Consider the following 14813-nt stretch of genomic DNA (forward strand, 5'->3'; position numbering starts at 1 on the left):
CTGCCGCATCTTTTATACCTATAACGATTCGCCTGATGCCCACGACGTTCCATGAGATTCCCCGCAAGCGCCCGACCACGCCCCTGCTCGACCGCGCGAACACGCCGGACGGCCTGCGCCGGTTAGGCGAAGCCGAGCTGGAAACCCTGGCTGATGAGTTGCGCCTGGAATTGCTCTACACGGTCGGCCAGACCGGTGGGCATTTCGGTGCCGGCCTGGGCGTCATCGAGCTGACCATCGCGTTGCATTACGTCTTCGACACCCCGGACGACCGGCTGGTGTGGGACGTCGGTCATCAGGCCTACCCGCACAAGATCCTCACCGGTCGTCGCGAGCGCATGGAAACCCTGCGCCAGAAGGACGGCATCGCCGCCTTCCCGCGTCGCTCCGAGAGCGAGTACGACACCTTTGGCGTCGGCCACTCCAGCACCTCGATCAGTGCCGCGCTGGGCATGGCCATCGCCGCCCGCCTGCAGAACAGCGATCGCAAGGCGATTGCCGTGATCGGTGACGGCGCGCTGACCGCCGGCATGGCTTTCGAGGCACTGAACCATGCGCCGGAAGTGAACGCCAACATGCTGGTGATCCTCAACGACAACGACATGTCGATCTCGCGCAACGTCGGCGGTCTGTCGAACTACCTGGCGAAGATCCTTTCCAGCCGCACCTACGCAAGCATGCGCGAAGGCAGCAAGAAAGTGCTGTCGCGCCTGCCCGGCGCCTGGGAAATCGCCCGTCGCACCGAAGAATACGCCAAAGGCATGCTGGTTCCCGGCACCCTGTTCGAAGAGCTGGGCTGGAACTACATCGGCCCGATCGATGGCCACGACCTGCCGACCCTGATCGCCACCCTGCGCAACATGCGCGATCTGAAAGGCCCGCAGTTCCTGCACATCGTCACCAAGAAAGGCAAAGGCTTCGCCCCGGCGGAAGTCGACCCGATCGGTTACCACGCCATCACCAAGCTCGAGCCGCTGAACGCCCCGGCCGCTGCACCGAAGAAGGCCGGCGGGCCGAAGTACTCCGGCGTGTTCGGTGAATGGCTGTGCGACATGGCCGCCGCCGACCCGCGTCTGGTGGGCATCACCCCGGCGATGAAGGAAGGCTCGGACCTGGTGGCGTTCAGCGAACGCTTCCCGCTGCGCTACTTCGACGTGGCGATTGCCGAGCAGCACGCCGTGACCCTCGCCGCCGGCATGGCCTGCGAAGGTGCGAAACCGGTGGTGGCGATCTACTCGACGTTCCTGCAACGCGGTTACGACCAGTTGGTGCATGACGTCGCGGTACAAAACCTCGACGTGCTGTTCGCCATCGACCGCGCCGGTCTGGTGGGCGAAGACGGCCCGACCCACGCCGGCAGTTTCGACCTGTCTTACCTGCGTTGCATCCCGGGCATGGTGATCATGACCCCGAGCGATGAAAACGAACTGCGCAAGATGCTCACCACCGGTCACCTGTACAACGGCCCGGCGGCGGTGCGTTACCCGCGCGGCACCGGCCCGAACGCGACCATCGAGAAAGACCTCGAACCGATCGAGATCGGCAAGGGCGTGGTTCGCCGTCAGGGCAGCAAGGTCGCCCTGCTGGTGTTCGGCGTGCAACTGGCCGAAGCGCTGAACGTCGCCGAAACCCTGGACGCCACCGTGGTCGACATGCGTTTCGTCAAACCGATGGACGAAGCGCTGGTGCGCGAAATCGCTAACAGCCACGACCTGCTGGTGACCATCGAAGAGAACGCGATCATGGGCGGTGCCGGTGGCGCGGTCAGCGAATTCCTCGCCCGCGAGAACATCCTCAAGTCGGTGCTGCACCTGGGCTTGCCGGATGTTTACGTCGAGCACGCCAAACCGGCGCAGATGCTGGCCGAGTGCGGGCTGGACGAGGCCGGGATCGAAGCGGCGGTGCGTGAGCGCCTGGAGCTGCTTAACCGCTGACTCGCTGGATAAACGCAAAAACCCATGTGGGAGCGGGCTTGCTCGCGAAGGCGTCGGATCAGTCGATGATGAGTTGACTGACACACCGCTTTCGCGAGCAAGCCCGCTCCCACATTTGATTTGTGTACACCTGAAAGACCTACGGAATACCGATGAACCTCTCGCGTCTCGCCCTGCCCCTTCTCCTGCTGCCAAACGCCAACGCCCTCGCCGACACCTTCGAGCGCGATCAGGCCCTGAAGCTGCCGGACGTGCTGATCAGCGCCAACCGCCAGGTAGAAGCGCGCAACGACAGCAGTGCCGCCAACACCGTATTCACCCGCGAAGACATTGAGCGTCTGCATCCGAGCAGCGTCAGTGACCTGCTGCAACGGGTACCGGGCGTGCAAGTGGCACAAACCGGCGGGCGCGGCAGCCTGCCGGGGATCTACATTCGTGGCACGCAATCGGCGCAGAGTCTGGTGCTGGTCGACGGCCAGCGCATCGGCAACTCCACCTCCGGCGACAGCAACCTGCAACACCTCAACATCGAGCAGATCGAACGCGTCGAAGTGCTGCGCGGTTCGCGTTCGGTGATTTACGGCAGCGATGCGATTGGCGGGGTGATTCAGATCTTCACCCGACGCGGCGCCGAGCAAGGTTTGCAGCCGCGGATGCATCTCGGATTCGGCAGCAACCAGACCTGGGAGCGCAGTGTCGGCCTGTCCGGTGGCGATGAGAAAACCCGCTTCAACCTCGGCGCCAGCCTCGATGAAACCGCCGGGATCGACCGCACCCGCGAGTCCTATCCCAGCGACAGCGATCACGATGCCTACCGCAACAAATCCATCAGCCTGAGCCTCAGCCATGCGCTGACCGATGACATCGAAATCGGCGCCAACCTGCTGGATAACCGTGGCAAAAGCGAGTTCGACAACCCGTTCGGGCGCTTTGACCCGGTCACCTTCGACTCTGTCCAGCAACAGCCCTACAGCGATTTTGCTGTCAGCAGTTTCAGCAGCTACATCGATGCGCGGATCAACGAGCGCTGGAAATCGCGCCTGGAACTCGGCCACAGCGAAAACCGCGACAAGTCCCTCGACAAGCTCAGTGACGAACGCTCGGTGTTCAACACCTACCGCGACTCGGTGACCTGGCAGAACGACCTGACCCTGGATGCACGCAACAGCCTGATCCTCGGTGGCGACTGGTATGAAGACCGGGTCAACAGCAGCACTGCGTTCGACGAGGACAGCCGCTGGAACCGCGCGGCCTTCATCCAGCATCGTTTCCAGGCCGACAGTTTCTCCACCGAACTCGGCCTGCGTCGTGACGATAACCAGCAGTTTGGCGGCCAAAACAGCTGGAGCGGCACGCTGACATTGCCGGTCAACCCGGACAACGATCTGTTGCTCAGCTACAGCGAAGGCTTCCGTGCACCGACCTTCAACGACCTGTATTACCCGGACTTCAGTAACCCGGACCTGAAACCGGAAACCTCGAAAAGCTACGAGCTGCAATGGCGCAGCCAGTTGAGTGACAGCAGCCGCCTTGAAGCGTCGCTGTATCGGACCGATCTGGAAGACGCGATCATCTTTGGCAGCAACTCACGCCCGGAAAACGTCGCCTCGGCACGGATCAACGGCTTCGAAGCAGCCCTGAAACAGGAACTGCTGGGCTGGCAAAGCAACCTCGGCGTGGCAATCATCGATCCCCGCGACCGCGACACCGGCCACACCCTGGCGCGCCGTGCCCGTCGCACCTTGAGCTGGGATCTGGATCGGCAATTCGATCGCCTCGGCCTCGGCGCCAGTTGGCAGGCCGTCAGCAGCAGTTATGACGACCTGAAAAATCAGCAGCCACTGGGTGGTTATGCGTTGCTGGAACTGCGCAGCAGCTGGGTGCTGGACCGTGAGATCAAGCTGGATTTCAAGGTCGATAACCTGCTGGACAAGGGGTACAGCCGGGCGCTGTACAGCCATGACGGCAGTCAGTATGGCTATCGTGAGGAAGGCCGGGCGTTCATGTTCGGGGTGACCTGGACACCGCAGCTCTAGCGGTCAGCGGTCTGGCGCAATCAGTTGGCAGAGCTTGGCCGTCGCCTCGATCATCTGCCCGCTCGGACGTTCCAGACCTTTATCGGTGACCAATAGCAACTGTCTGTGCTTCACCGCCGCCACCTGCGGCCAGGCATTCCACGCATCCAGTTGCGGCTGATCGCCGGCCAGAATCACCTCGGGGTTACGCTGCAAAACGGCTTCGATGCTCACCTGCGGAGCCGGCAGCGTCAGGTCGGTGAAGACGTTGCGTGCGCCGCACACTTCAAGCGCATCGCTGATAATCTGCCCGCCGCCGACGGTGTACAGCGGCTTGTCCCAGACTTGGTAAAACACCCGCAACGGCGTTTCCCGCCGATAGCGCTGGCGCAGCTCGTCGAGCTTGCGCCGCAGCTCGGTCGCTCGTTCAACCCCGCGCTCAGGACGACCGAGCTGCGTCGCAATGGCTACGATCTGTGTGGTCAACTGTTCGAAACTGTGGGGTTCGGCAACGAAGGTCGGGATGTTCAGGCGCTTGAGCTGATCGCGCTGTGCCGGGCCGACACTGCCGGGCCACAGCAGCAACAAGTCAGGTTTGAGACTAAGCAGCCGCTCCATATCGAGTTGGCCGTAACGGCCCACCGAAGGCACATTCTTGATTGCAGATGGCCGGTCACCGGCATCCAGCACGCCCACCAGCAGGTCGGCCGAATTCAGCTCCACAACAATTTCAGACAGGGATGGCGCGAGACTGACCACCCGCATGGCGGCCAGGGTTTCGCTGCTGACGGCCAGCAGCAGAACCGCCAGCCAGAGACGGCGCATCAACCGAGCTGACGCGGGATACGGTAGAGGTAGAACAGCACCGCCGTAGACAGCGCCAACAACATCAGCGGCACCGCTTCGAGGCCGACGAACACCGCCAGAGCGCCAATCCACGCCGGTAACCCCGCCGCCAGAAACGCCGTGCGACGACGAGCCGCGAGGGCAATCCACGCAGCGGGCTCTTCAGGGGTATCGAGGGCTTTTTGTGTGGCGATCAGCGCATGTTTGTAGCGGCCGAAAAACTTCAGGCTGACAAACATCGAGGCTACGCCAGCGATGAACAACGGCATCGCCAGCACCGGCATGATCGCTTCGCTCTCGCCGAACACAGCGTTGAGCACAAATAGCGGCACCAGTGCCAGCGCCAGGTATTTCCACCAGGCGACTGACAGGCGGCGCCGCACCTGACCGCGAGTCACGCGCGGTCTACCTCGCCCTGATGTTCGTTACCCATCATGTGGTCGAGTTTGCTGGCCTTGGTCGCCAGGTAGAGTTTGTTGTGCGGGTTGTGGCCGGTGTGCAGCGGCACGCGCTCGGCGACGACGATGTTCATGTCGGTCAGGGCTTTGACCTTGCGCGGGTTGTTGGTCATCAGGCGCAGGGATTTCACGCCCAGATGCTCGAGCATCGGCAGGCACATGGCGTAGTCACGCTGGTCGGCGGCAAAGCCCAGACGCTCGTTGGCTTCAACAGTGTCGGCGCCGCCGTCCTGCAATTCGTAGGCGCGAATCTTGTTCAGCAGGCCAATGCCACGACCTTCCTGACGCAGATACAGCAACACGCCACGGCCTTCACGGGCGATTGCCTTGAGGGCGGCCTCCAGTTGCGAGCCGCAATCGCAACGCTGGCTGAACAAGGCATCGCCGGTCAGGCATTCGGAGTGCAACCGGCCGAGTACCGGGGCACCGTCGGCAATCTCACCCAGGCTCAGCACGACGTGCTCGCGGCCGGTGGCTTCATCGAGAAAACCGTGCATGGTGAATTGCGCAAAAGGCGTTGGCAGCTTGGAAGCGGCGACAAAAACGACAGGCACCGGTGTGCTCCTGATCTAAAAAGTCCGAGATTCGCTGGGCGGCATTGTAACAGCAGGTTCCTGCAGACGCTTAGGCTGAATTATCGGCCATAACGATCAAAAAGTTTGATGACAGGCCTGCCTTCATTGCCTTGAGTCGAACGGATAGGGCTGTTTCCAGCGTTCGAAGATTGGCTTCAGCTCGCCGCTTTTCACCAGTTGATCCATGCGCTGGTCGTAGATCGACATCAGTGCACGGGCCTGAGGGGTGTCGGCGAAGCCGAGGTACAGCGGCAGCTCCGCCAGATGCGAGTAACGGTATTGCGAAGGGTCGGCGGCATTTCTCACCACCGCTTCGATTTCCGTCAGTGCGTCGATGTAGTAATCCGCCCGCCCCTGTTTGAGCATCGACAGGATCCCGGTGCGGCGCTCGATCTGGTTGTAACGCTTGATGTTCGGCAGGTAGGTCTCATAACGATAACCCCGCACCCAGGCCAGCCGGTATTTGCCGAGGGTAGCCTCGGTCGGTGCCGGATTGCTGGCCAGCCCCAGCGCGTAGATGTGATCGGAATCGAAGTTCCAGCGCGGATACAGCACTTGTTCGGCTTCACCGCGATAGGAGCCGACCAGCGCGTCGACTTCCTTCAACTGCACCAGCCCCACCGAACGGGTGTACGGCACGGTGCGGATATCCAGAGTCACGCCGGCCGGTTCGAACACCTTGCGCAGGACGTCCCAGCCCAGGCCGTGGCCGTCGGCGGCGGTGTAGTCTTCCCAGTCTTCGCTGGCCAGGTGAATGACCGACGGCGGCGCATCCTGTGCATGGGCAACAGCACCCAGCAGGATAAAAAACAGTATCGCCAACCCGCGTCGAGCCATCCCTGTGTCCCTCATCCACGCCTTGAAATCAGGCGAAAATCCACACCAGACCCTGCATCGCCATCCAGGCGAACACGCCCGCCAGCACATCGTCGAGCATGATGCCGACGCCGCCATGCACATGCCGGTCGATCCAGCGGATCGGCCACGGCTTGAGGATGTCGAAGAAGCGGAACATCAAGAACCCCGCGAGCAACCAGTACCAGCCTTCCGGCACCAGCCACAGGGTGATCCACATCCCGACCATTTCGTCCCAGACGATGCCCTCATGGTCGTGCACCCGCAGATCGTCGGCGACCTTGCCGCACAGCCAGAAGCCGAACAGCATGGTGATCCCGAGCATCAGCCAGTAACCCCAGTCGGGCAACATCTGCCACAACGGAATAAAGGGTAGCGCAACTAACGAGCCCCACGTGCCCGGTGCTTTCGGCAAGGTGCCCGAACCGAAGCCGAATGCTATGAAATGCCAGGGATTGCGCCAGACCGACGGCGGAACGAATTCGCCGGGAACCTGTTTCGGGTGATCTGTCACGGTGACTCCTGAAAATGTTGATAACCCCGGATTTGCGGGGTGATGTCATGCCCTTCGCGGTCCAGCAGCACCACGCCCTGCCCCTCGGCCACGCGCCCGATCACATGGATCGGCCAGCCATCGGCCAGCAACGCCGGCAATTCGACGGACGGCAGGGTAAAGGCCAGCACGTAATCATCGCCACCGCTCAACGCCGCACGCTCGGCACCGCGCTGGCCGAGAAACGCCACTAGCGCATCCGACAGCGGCACTCGCTCGCGCTCAATTTCGAGGCGAACCTTCGAAGCCAGTGCGATATGGCCGCAATCGGCGAGCAGGCCATCGGAGATATCCAGCGCCGAAGTGGCCTTGCCCCGCAGGGCCTGACCGAGAGCAAGTTGCGGCTGCGGCGACCAGTAATGATCGAGCAGTGGCTGGGCGATGTCAGGCTCTGCCTCGCGCTGCCCCAGCACCAGCGGCAAAGCCCCGGCGGCATTGCCCAATTCACCGCCGACACACAGCAGATCCCCCGGCTGCGCGCCGCTGCGAGTCAGGGCCTGACCGGTCGGAACACGACCGAACACGGTGACGGTGAGGCTCAACGGCCCGCGCGTCGTGTCGCCGCCGACCAGCGCCACACTGCAGCTTTGCGCCATGCGGTTCAAACCGCGGGCATAGGCTTGCAGCCAATCGGCAGTCACCGTCGGCAAGGTCAGGGCAAGGGTAAAGGCAACGGGCGTGGCGCCCATGGCAGCGAGGTCGCTGACCGCCACGGCCAGCGAGCGCTGACCGAGCAGAAACGGATCGCAGGGATCGGCGAAATGCACGCCGGCCACCAGCGTATCGGTGGAGATCGCCAGTTGTTCCCCGGAAGGAACCGCCAGCAAGGCGCAGTCGTCGCCGATCCCCAGTGCAACGCCCTCGCCGCCCTGCGCACAAGGCGCGGCGGCGAAGAAATTGCGGATCAGCTCAAACTCGCCCATGAGGTATCAAGCGCGTTTTAGCGCTTGAACGCCTTCACTTCAGCTTCACGCAGGCGCGGAGCCAGCTTGTCGAGCACGCCGTTGACGAACTTGTGGCCGTCGGTGGAACCGAAGACCTTGGCCAGTTCGATACCTTCGTTGATCACAACGCGGTACGGCACGTCGACGCGCTTGAGCAGTTCCCAGGTGGACAGGCGCAGAACCGCCAGTTCAACCGGGTCCAGCTCTTCGATCGCCAGGTCCAGACAAGGCTTGAGCGCGGTGTCGATTTCGGTACGGTTGGCCGGAACCCCGTGGAGGATTTCACGGAAGTACGCGCCATCGACATCGGTGAAATCGTTATCGACCCGGAACTGCGCTTCGATCTCGTTCAGCGAAGCCTTGGCCATGTGCCATTGATACAGGGCCTGAGTCGCGAGCTGACGGGCTTCGCGGCGCTTGGCGCTCTTCGATGGCTTGCCGGCATCCGCAGGTTTCGGATCGCGCGGGTTGAAACGATCGCTATCGTCGCTAATCACTTGGCCTCCAACTGCGCCAGCAGGCTGACCATTTCCAGAGCGGACAGGGCAGCTTCAGCACCTTTGTTGCCGGCCTTGGTGCCGGAACGTTCGATGGCTTGCTCGATGGAATCAACGGTCAGGACGCCGAAAGCGACCGGTACGCCGAATTCCATGGACACCTGGGCCAGGCCCTTGGTGCATTCGCCAGCCACGTATTCGAAGTGCGGAGTGCCGCCACGAATGACCGCGCCCAGGGCGATGATTGCTGCGAACTCGCCTTTCTGGGCGACTTTTTGCGCAACCAGCGGGATTTCGAAGGCGCCAGGTGCGCGGATGATGGTGATATCGCTTTCGCTCACGCCGTGGCGAACCAGGGCATCAACTGCACCGCTGACCAGGCTTTCAACCACGAAGCTGTTGAAACGGCCCACTACCAAAGCGTAGCGGCCTTTAGGGGCGATGAAGGTACCTTCGATGGTCTTCAGGGTCATTCGTCAGATCTCTTAAAGAGCCGGGACGCGTCTGTTTCGCGTCCCTCAGTGATTTATTTGCCGCGAATTCGGGTCCGGAAACAACCGGTCATTATTCGGAGGGCACGTATTCTACAACTTCCAGATCGAAACCGGATATCGCATTAAATTTCATCGGTGCCGACATCAGGCGCATTTTGCGCACGCCGAGGTCACGCAGGATCTGCGAACCGGCACCGACGATGCTGTAGGTGGTCGGTTTTTTCACCGCCGCCTGATCGCCGGTTTCGCGGATATGCGCCAGCAACACGTCGCCATCCAGTGGGTGACCGAGCAACAGCACCACACCGCTGCCGGCCTCGGCGACCGCAGCCATCGCGGCGCGCAGGCTCCAGCGGCCCGGCTGCTTGACCATCAGCAGGTCGCGCAGCGGGTCCATGTTGTGCACGCGAACCAAGGTCGGCTCTTCGGCACAAACGGTGCCCAGGGTCAGTGCCATGTGCACGTCGCCTTCCACGGAGTCACGATAGGTCACCAGGTTGAATTGGCCCAGTTCGCTGTCCAGCGGCTGCTCGGCAATCCGCTGAACGGTACGTTCGTGGATCATCCGGTAGTGAATCAGGTCGGCGATGGTGCCGATCTTGATGTTGTGCTCGGCCGCAAAAGCTTCCAGCTCGGCGCGACGGGACATGGTGCCGTCGTCGTTCATCACTTCGCAGATCACGCCGCTCGGCTCGAAACCGGCCATGCGCGCCAGGTCGCAGGCGGCTTCGGTGTGGCCTGCGCGGGCCAGGGTGCCGCCGGCCTGGGCCATCAGCGGGAAGATGTGGCCCGGGCTGACGATGTCTTCGGCCTTCGCGTCCTTCGCAGCGGCCGCTTGCACGGTGCGTGCGCGGTCAGCGGCGGAGATGCCGGTGGTCACGCCTTCGGCGGCTTCGATCGAAACGGTGAACTTGGTGCCGAAACCGGAACCGTTGCGCGGCGCCATCAGCGGCAGTTTCAGGGTTTCGCAGCGCTCGCGGCTCATCGGCATGCAGATCAGGCCACGGGCGTGCTTGGCCATGAAGTTGATGTGCTCGGCCTTGCAGCATTCGGCGGCCATGATCAGGTCGCCTTCGTTCTCGCGGTCTTCGTCATCCATGAGGATGACCATCTTGCCTTGGCGGATGTCTTCAACCAGTTCTTCGATGCTATTGAGCGCCACAAGGCACCCCCTTCAGTCAGGATTTGAGGTAGCCGTTGGCGGCCAGAAAGCTTTCAGTGATGCCACCGGACGTTGGCTCTGCAGCCTTGTCGCCCAACAGCAGACGCTCCAGATAACGCGCCAGCAAGTCGACTTCCAGGTTCACCCGGCGACCTGGCTTGTAGGACGCCATGATGGTTTCGCTCAAGGTGTGCGGAATGATCGTCAGCAGGAATTCGGCGCCATCGACCGCGTTCACGGTCAGGCTGGTGCCGTCGACGGTGATCGAGCCTTTGTGGGCGATGTACTTGGCCAGTTCCTTCGGCGCGCGGATGCGAAATTCCACGGCGCGGGCATTGTCGCTGCGCGAGACCACTTCGCCGACACCATCGACGTGACCGCTGACCAGATGTCCACCGAGACGGGTGGTCGGGGTCAGGGCTTTTTCCAGGTTGACCGGGCTGCCGCTTTTCAGGTCATTCATGGCGGTGCAGTCAAGGGTTTCGCGACTGACGTCGGCGGCAAAGCCGTCGCCCGGCAGCTCAACTGCAGTCAGGCACACGCCGTTGACCGCGATGCTGTCGCCGAGTTTGACGTCGCTCAGGTCGAGCTTGCCGGTTTCGACATGCACCCGCACATCACCGCCCTTTGGGGTCAGTGCGCGGATACTGCCGATGGATTCGATGATGCCGGTAAACATGGGGTTCTCCTTGAGAACGAAGCCAGCGCTAACGCGATGGCCGGGAATTATACGCTCGCCGATGAGACAGGGATTGCAGTGACTCGCCAGTCATCGCCAACCGCGCGAATTTCAGTGATTTTCAGCTCCGGCGCATCCTTCATATAGGCTAGCGGCCAGTCCAGCAGCGGACGCGCCGTGGAGCCGAGGAACCTGCCGGCGATGAAGATCACGAACTCGTCGACCAGACCGAGCCGGGCAAATGCGCCGGCCAGTCGCGGGCCGGCCTCGACCAGCACTTCGTTGACGCCACGACTGGCCAGCTCGATCAGCAATTGATGCAGATCGACCTGACCGTCATCACCCGGCACGATCAGGCATTCCGGGCCATGGGCGTACTGTTCTTCGATGGCCACGCAGGTGGCAACCAACGCCGGGCCGGCCTTGAAGAACGGTGCATCCAGCGGCACTCGCAGACGTCCGTCAATCAGTACCCGCAGCGGCGGACGGCTCAGGGCCAGCGCGGTTTGCCCGGCATCCAGACCCAGCTCATCGCCGCGCACGGTCAGCCGAGCGCCGTCGGCCAGCACCGTATCGGCGCCAGTCAGCACCACGCTGGCCTGGGCGCGCAAGCGCTGCACCGCTGAACGTGCGGCGGGGCCGGTAATCCATTGGCTTTCGCCACTTTCCATCGCGGTGCGACCGTCGAGGCTCATGGCCAACTTGACCCGCACGAACGGCAGGCCGTGTTCCATGCGCTTCAGAAAACCCTGATTGAGCTTGCGCGCTTCGGCTTCCAGCACACCGCTTTCAGTGGCAATGCCGGCATCGGCCAGACGTTGCAGACCTCGTCCGGCCACTTGCGGATTGGGATCGCGCATCGCCGCGACCACCCGACCGACACCAGCATTCACCAGCGCATCAGCGCAGGGCGGTGTGCGGCCGTGGTGGCTGCAAGGTTCGAGAGTGACGTAAGCGGTGGCGCCCCGGGCCAGTTCACCGGCGGCGCGCAGGGCATGGACTTCGGCGTGGGGTTCGCCGGCGCGCTCATGCCAGCCTTCGCCGACAATCTGCCCGTCGCGCACGATCACACAGCCGACCCGTGGATTGGGATGAGTCGTGTAGTGCCCCTTGCGCGCCAGCTCCAGGGCCCGGGCCATGAAATGGGCGTCGAGGATGGCCTGCTCGGCGGCGGTGGTCATTCTTTCACCGGTTCACGGGCGAGACGATCGATCTCTTCGCGGAACTCGTTGAGGTCCTGGAAGCGGCGGTACACGGAAGCGAAACGGATGTAGGCGACTTCATCGAGCTTTTGCAACTCGGCCATCACCAGTTCGCCGACCACGAGGGACTTGACCTCGCGTTCGCCGGTGGCGCGCAGCTTGTGTTTGATGTGCACCAGCGAGGACTCGAGACGCTCGACGCTCACCGGACGTTTCTCCAGGGCGCGCTGCATGCCAGCGCGGAGTTTTTCTTCGTCGAACGGTTGGCGGCTGCCGTCGGTTTTGATCAGGCGCGGCAACACCAGTTCGGCCGTCTCGAACGTCGTGAAACGTTCGCCGCAGGCCAGGCATTCACGCCGGCGGCGCACCTGTTCGCCCTCGGCGACCAGACGCGAGTCGATGACCTTGGTGTCGTTGGCACCGCAGAAGGGACAGTGCATGGTGGCTGGCAACAAAAAAAGGGAGGGCCATGGTAGCGCATCCCGGTGGCAAGACAAGCCATAGGCTTTGCGGTATACAGACTGCCATGATCGTTTGATCCATGGATTTCATTTTGACGGAGCCACCAATGTCGCTACGACCGCTCGTTTTGCTCAGTGTTTTCGCCCTGCTGGTGGCCTGCGGCAGCGATAAGCCCAAGCCGCAGCCGCCAACGCCGGGCCCGGCGCCGCAACAGGCGCAGAAAAAGGCCAGGGAAGCAGCCGACCTCGGCCCCCTGCCCGCCTATCAACGTGAACTGAGCGGCGCCCTGCAAGGCGTGCCGGCGGGTGCTGAAGTCGAACTGGCGCTGCTGGTGATCGACGAAAAAGGTCGACCACAACAATTGCTCGCCAGCTCCAGCCTGATCGGCAACAACCAGGTTCTGCCGTTTCGCCTGCGCTTCAATCCTGATGCCTTCCCGGTCGGTGCGCGGGTCGAACTGCGTGGCCGCGCCACTCAATCCGGCCAGTTGATCCTGCACCTGCCGTCGCAGACCATCAGCCAGCCGACCACCCAGGCCCTGGGCCAGTTGCAGTTTGTCAAAGCGCCATGAATGCACCGCTGGACCTGCAACAGGCGCTGGGCGAACTGCTCGGCGACGCCCGACTGGTGGCCTGTCCGCTGCCGGACACTGACCTGAAACTGTGGCTGATCGACGGCGACAACATGGCCCGGGAATTCAGCCCGGAGGAGACCCGACGGATCCTGCACGAGCCGCCGTACTGGAGTTTCTGCTGGGCCAGCGGTCTGGCGGTGGCGCGTTATCTGGCGGAATTTCCCGAATGGGTGCGTGGCAAACGCGTACTGGATTTCGGCGCCGGTTCCGGTATCGCCGGGATTGCCGCCGTGAAGGCTGGCGCCCTGGAAGTGGTGGCCTGCGACCTCGATCCGCTGGCGATTGCCGCGTGCCGGGCGAATGCCGAACTCAATGACGTGCAGATGAGCTATTCCACGGACTTCTTCGCCGAGGCGGATCGCTTCGATCTGATCCTGGTGGCCGACGTTCTCTACGACCGGGAAAACCTGCCGCTGCTCGACGCGTTTCTCAGTCGCGGCCGCGAAGCCTTGGTGGCAGATTCGCGTGTCAGGGATTTCCGTCATCCACTGTACCGGCGCATTGAAATGCTCGAAGCCATGACCCTGCCGGATCTGGCCGAGCCCGAAGAGTTTCGCCATGTCAGCCTCTACCATGCGGCCCGCGCCTGACCGTATAGTTGCCCCATTCACGCTTTTACGAGATACCCCATGAGTCAGCAAACGCCGTACATCTTCGACGCCACGACGGCCGACTTCGACCAGTCGGTGATCGAGGCTTCCTTTCAAAAACCGGTGCTGGTGGATTTCTGGGCCGAATGGTGTGCGCCGTGCAAGGCGCTGATGCCGATGCTGCAAGGCATCGCCGAGAGCTATCAGGGCGAGTTGCTGCTGGCCAAGGTCAATTGCGATATCGAGCAGGACATCGTCGCCCGTTTCGGCATCCGCAGCCTGCCGACCGTGGTGCTGTTCAAGGACGGCCAACCGGTGGACGGCTTTGCCGGTGCGCAACCGGAATCCGCCGTGCGTGCCCTGCTTGAGCCTCACGTAAAAATGCCACCGCCGGCAGCGGCTGATCCGTTCGAGCAAGCCCAGGCGCTGTTCGATGACGGCCGTTACGCCGATGCCGAAGCCGCTCTGGTGGTGATGCTCAACGAAGACAACACCAACGCCAAGGCGCTGATTCTCTACGCTCGTTGTCTGACTGAACGCGGTGAACTGGGTGAAGCGCAAGCCGTGCTCGAGGCGGTCAAGAGCGACGAACACAAGGCTGCATTGGCCGGTGCCAAGGCGCAGATCAAGTTCCTTGGTCTGGCCCGTGACCTGCCGGACGCCGCCGACCTGAAAAGCCGTCTGGCGCAAAACCCGCAGGACGATGAAGCGGTGTATCAACTGGCGATTCAGCAACTGGCCCGTCAGCAATACGAAGCGGCGCTGGACGCGCTGCTCAAGCTGTTCATTCGCAACCGCAGCTACGGCGAAGGCCTGCCGCACAAGACCTTGCTGCAAGTGTTCGAACTGCTGGGCAACGATCACCCGCTGGTGACCGCTTACCGGCGCAAGGTGTTTGCGGCGCTGTACTAAG

The 14813-nt window shown here is 62.6% G+C and carries 17 protein-coding genes; 5 read left to right on the forward strand and 12 right to left on the reverse strand.

Annotated elements, in window-relative coordinates; all coding sequences use genetic code 11:
• Window positions 1–35 precede the first annotated feature (35 nt).
• Both dxs and CAF87_RS21480 read left to right on the forward strand, forming a co-directional pair.
• Entirely contained in the window at window positions 36–1934 is a 1899-nt protein-coding gene (gene dxs, locus CAF87_RS21475) for a 1-deoxy-D-xylulose-5-phosphate synthase (protein ID WP_085732982.1), read from the forward strand.
• A gap of 152 nt (window positions 1935–2086) precedes the next feature.
• Window positions 2087–3970, forward strand: a complete 1884-nt coding sequence (locus CAF87_RS21480; protein WP_085732983.1) for a TonB-dependent receptor domain-containing protein — start codon at window positions 2087–2089, stop codon at window positions 3968–3970.
• Window positions 3971–3973: 3 nt separating this feature from the next.
• Here CAF87_RS21480 and CAF87_RS21485 read toward each other — a convergent pair whose 3' ends face one another.
• From CAF87_RS21485 to nrdR, 12 genes are all read right to left on the reverse strand, one after another.
• Complete coding sequence (locus tag CAF87_RS21485; RefSeq protein WP_085732984.1) at window positions 3974–4774, reverse strand: cobalamin-binding protein; 801 nt, start codon at window positions 4772–4774, stop codon at window positions 3974–3976.
• Window positions 4774–5193: an MFS transporter gene (locus CAF87_RS21490; RefSeq protein ID WP_065259553.1), complete on the reverse strand. Its 420-nt coding sequence runs from the start codon at window positions 5191–5193 to the stop codon at window positions 4774–4776. Before CAF87_RS21490 ends, CAF87_RS21485 begins: the two co-directional genes overlap by 1 nt.
• The gene (ribA, locus tag CAF87_RS21495; protein ID WP_065259552.1) at window positions 5190–5807 is read right to left on the reverse strand and encodes a GTP cyclohydrolase II; all 618 of its coding nucleotides are present in this window, start codon (window positions 5805–5807) and stop codon (window positions 5190–5192) included. Before ribA ends, CAF87_RS21490 begins: the two co-directional genes overlap by 4 nt.
• A gap of 123 nt (window positions 5808–5930) precedes the next feature.
• Window positions 5931–6665: an ABC transporter substrate-binding protein gene (locus CAF87_RS21500; RefSeq protein WP_085732985.1), complete on the reverse strand. Its 735-nt coding sequence runs from the start codon at window positions 6663–6665 to the stop codon at window positions 5931–5933.
• Between the two features lie 28 nt (window positions 6666–6693).
• Window positions 6694–7197, reverse strand: coding sequence for a phosphatidylglycerophosphatase A (locus tag CAF87_RS21505; RefSeq protein ID WP_085732986.1), 504 nt, complete (start codon window positions 7195–7197; stop codon window positions 6694–6696).
• Complete coding sequence (gene thiL, locus CAF87_RS21510; RefSeq protein WP_085732987.1) at window positions 7194–8159, reverse strand: thiamine-phosphate kinase; 966 nt, start codon at window positions 8157–8159, stop codon at window positions 7194–7196. The genes CAF87_RS21505 and thiL overlap by 4 nt, the downstream gene beginning before the upstream one ends.
• Window positions 8160–8176: 17 nt before the next feature.
• On the reverse strand, window positions 8177–8677 hold the full coding sequence (gene nusB, locus CAF87_RS21515; RefSeq protein ID WP_085712321.1) for a transcription antitermination factor NusB: 501 nt from the start codon (window positions 8675–8677) through the stop codon (window positions 8177–8179).
• Complete coding sequence (gene ribE / locus CAF87_RS21520) at window positions 8674–9150, reverse strand: 6,7-dimethyl-8-ribityllumazine synthase (RefSeq protein WP_003228649.1); 477 nt, start codon at window positions 9148–9150, stop codon at window positions 8674–8676. Before ribE ends, nusB begins: the two co-directional genes overlap by 4 nt.
• A gap of 91 nt (window positions 9151–9241) precedes the next feature.
• Window positions 9242–10333, reverse strand: a complete 1092-nt coding sequence (ribBA, locus tag CAF87_RS21525) for a bifunctional 3,4-dihydroxy-2-butanone-4-phosphate synthase/GTP cyclohydrolase II (protein ID WP_065259547.1) — start codon at window positions 10331–10333, stop codon at window positions 9242–9244.
• Between the two features lie 16 nt (window positions 10334–10349).
• Entirely contained in the window at window positions 10350–11012 is a 663-nt protein-coding gene (locus tag CAF87_RS21530) for a riboflavin synthase (protein WP_085712322.1), read from the reverse strand.
• Window positions 11013–11059: 47 nt separating this feature from the next.
• Entirely contained in the window at window positions 11060–12193 is a 1134-nt protein-coding gene (ribD, locus tag CAF87_RS21535) for a bifunctional diaminohydroxyphosphoribosylaminopyrimidine deaminase/5-amino-6-(5-phosphoribosylamino)uracil reductase RibD (RefSeq protein WP_085732988.1), read from the reverse strand.
• Complete coding sequence (gene nrdR, locus CAF87_RS21540) at window positions 12190–12654, reverse strand: transcriptional regulator NrdR (RefSeq protein WP_003228656.1); 465 nt, start codon at window positions 12652–12654, stop codon at window positions 12190–12192. Before nrdR ends, ribD begins: the two co-directional genes overlap by 4 nt.
• 128 nt (window positions 12655–12782) lie before the next feature.
• Here nrdR and CAF87_RS21545 point away from each other — a divergent pair, with 128 nt between their 5' ends.
• The 3 genes from CAF87_RS21545 to trxA are packed head-to-tail and all read left to right on the forward strand — an operon-like array spanning window position 12783 to window position 14812.
• Window positions 12783–13247, forward strand: a complete 465-nt coding sequence (locus CAF87_RS21545; RefSeq protein ID WP_085732989.1) for a hypothetical protein — start codon at window positions 12783–12785, stop codon at window positions 13245–13247.
• A complete protein-coding gene (locus CAF87_RS21550) occupies window positions 13244–13900 on the forward strand; it encodes a methyltransferase (protein WP_085732990.1) in 657 nt (218 codons plus the stop codon). The genes CAF87_RS21545 and CAF87_RS21550 overlap by 4 nt, the downstream gene beginning before the upstream one ends.
• A gap of 39 nt (window positions 13901–13939) precedes the next feature.
• A complete protein-coding gene (gene trxA, locus CAF87_RS21555) occupies window positions 13940–14812 on the forward strand; it encodes a thioredoxin (protein WP_085732991.1) in 873 nt (290 codons plus the stop codon).
• Window position 14813: the final 1 nt, after the last annotated feature.

The sequence above is a fragment of the Pseudomonas sp. R38(2017) genome, from assembly GCF_002112395.1.
In the GTDB taxonomy this organism is placed as follows: Bacteria; Pseudomonadota; Gammaproteobacteria; order Pseudomonadales; family Pseudomonadaceae; genus Aquipseudomonas.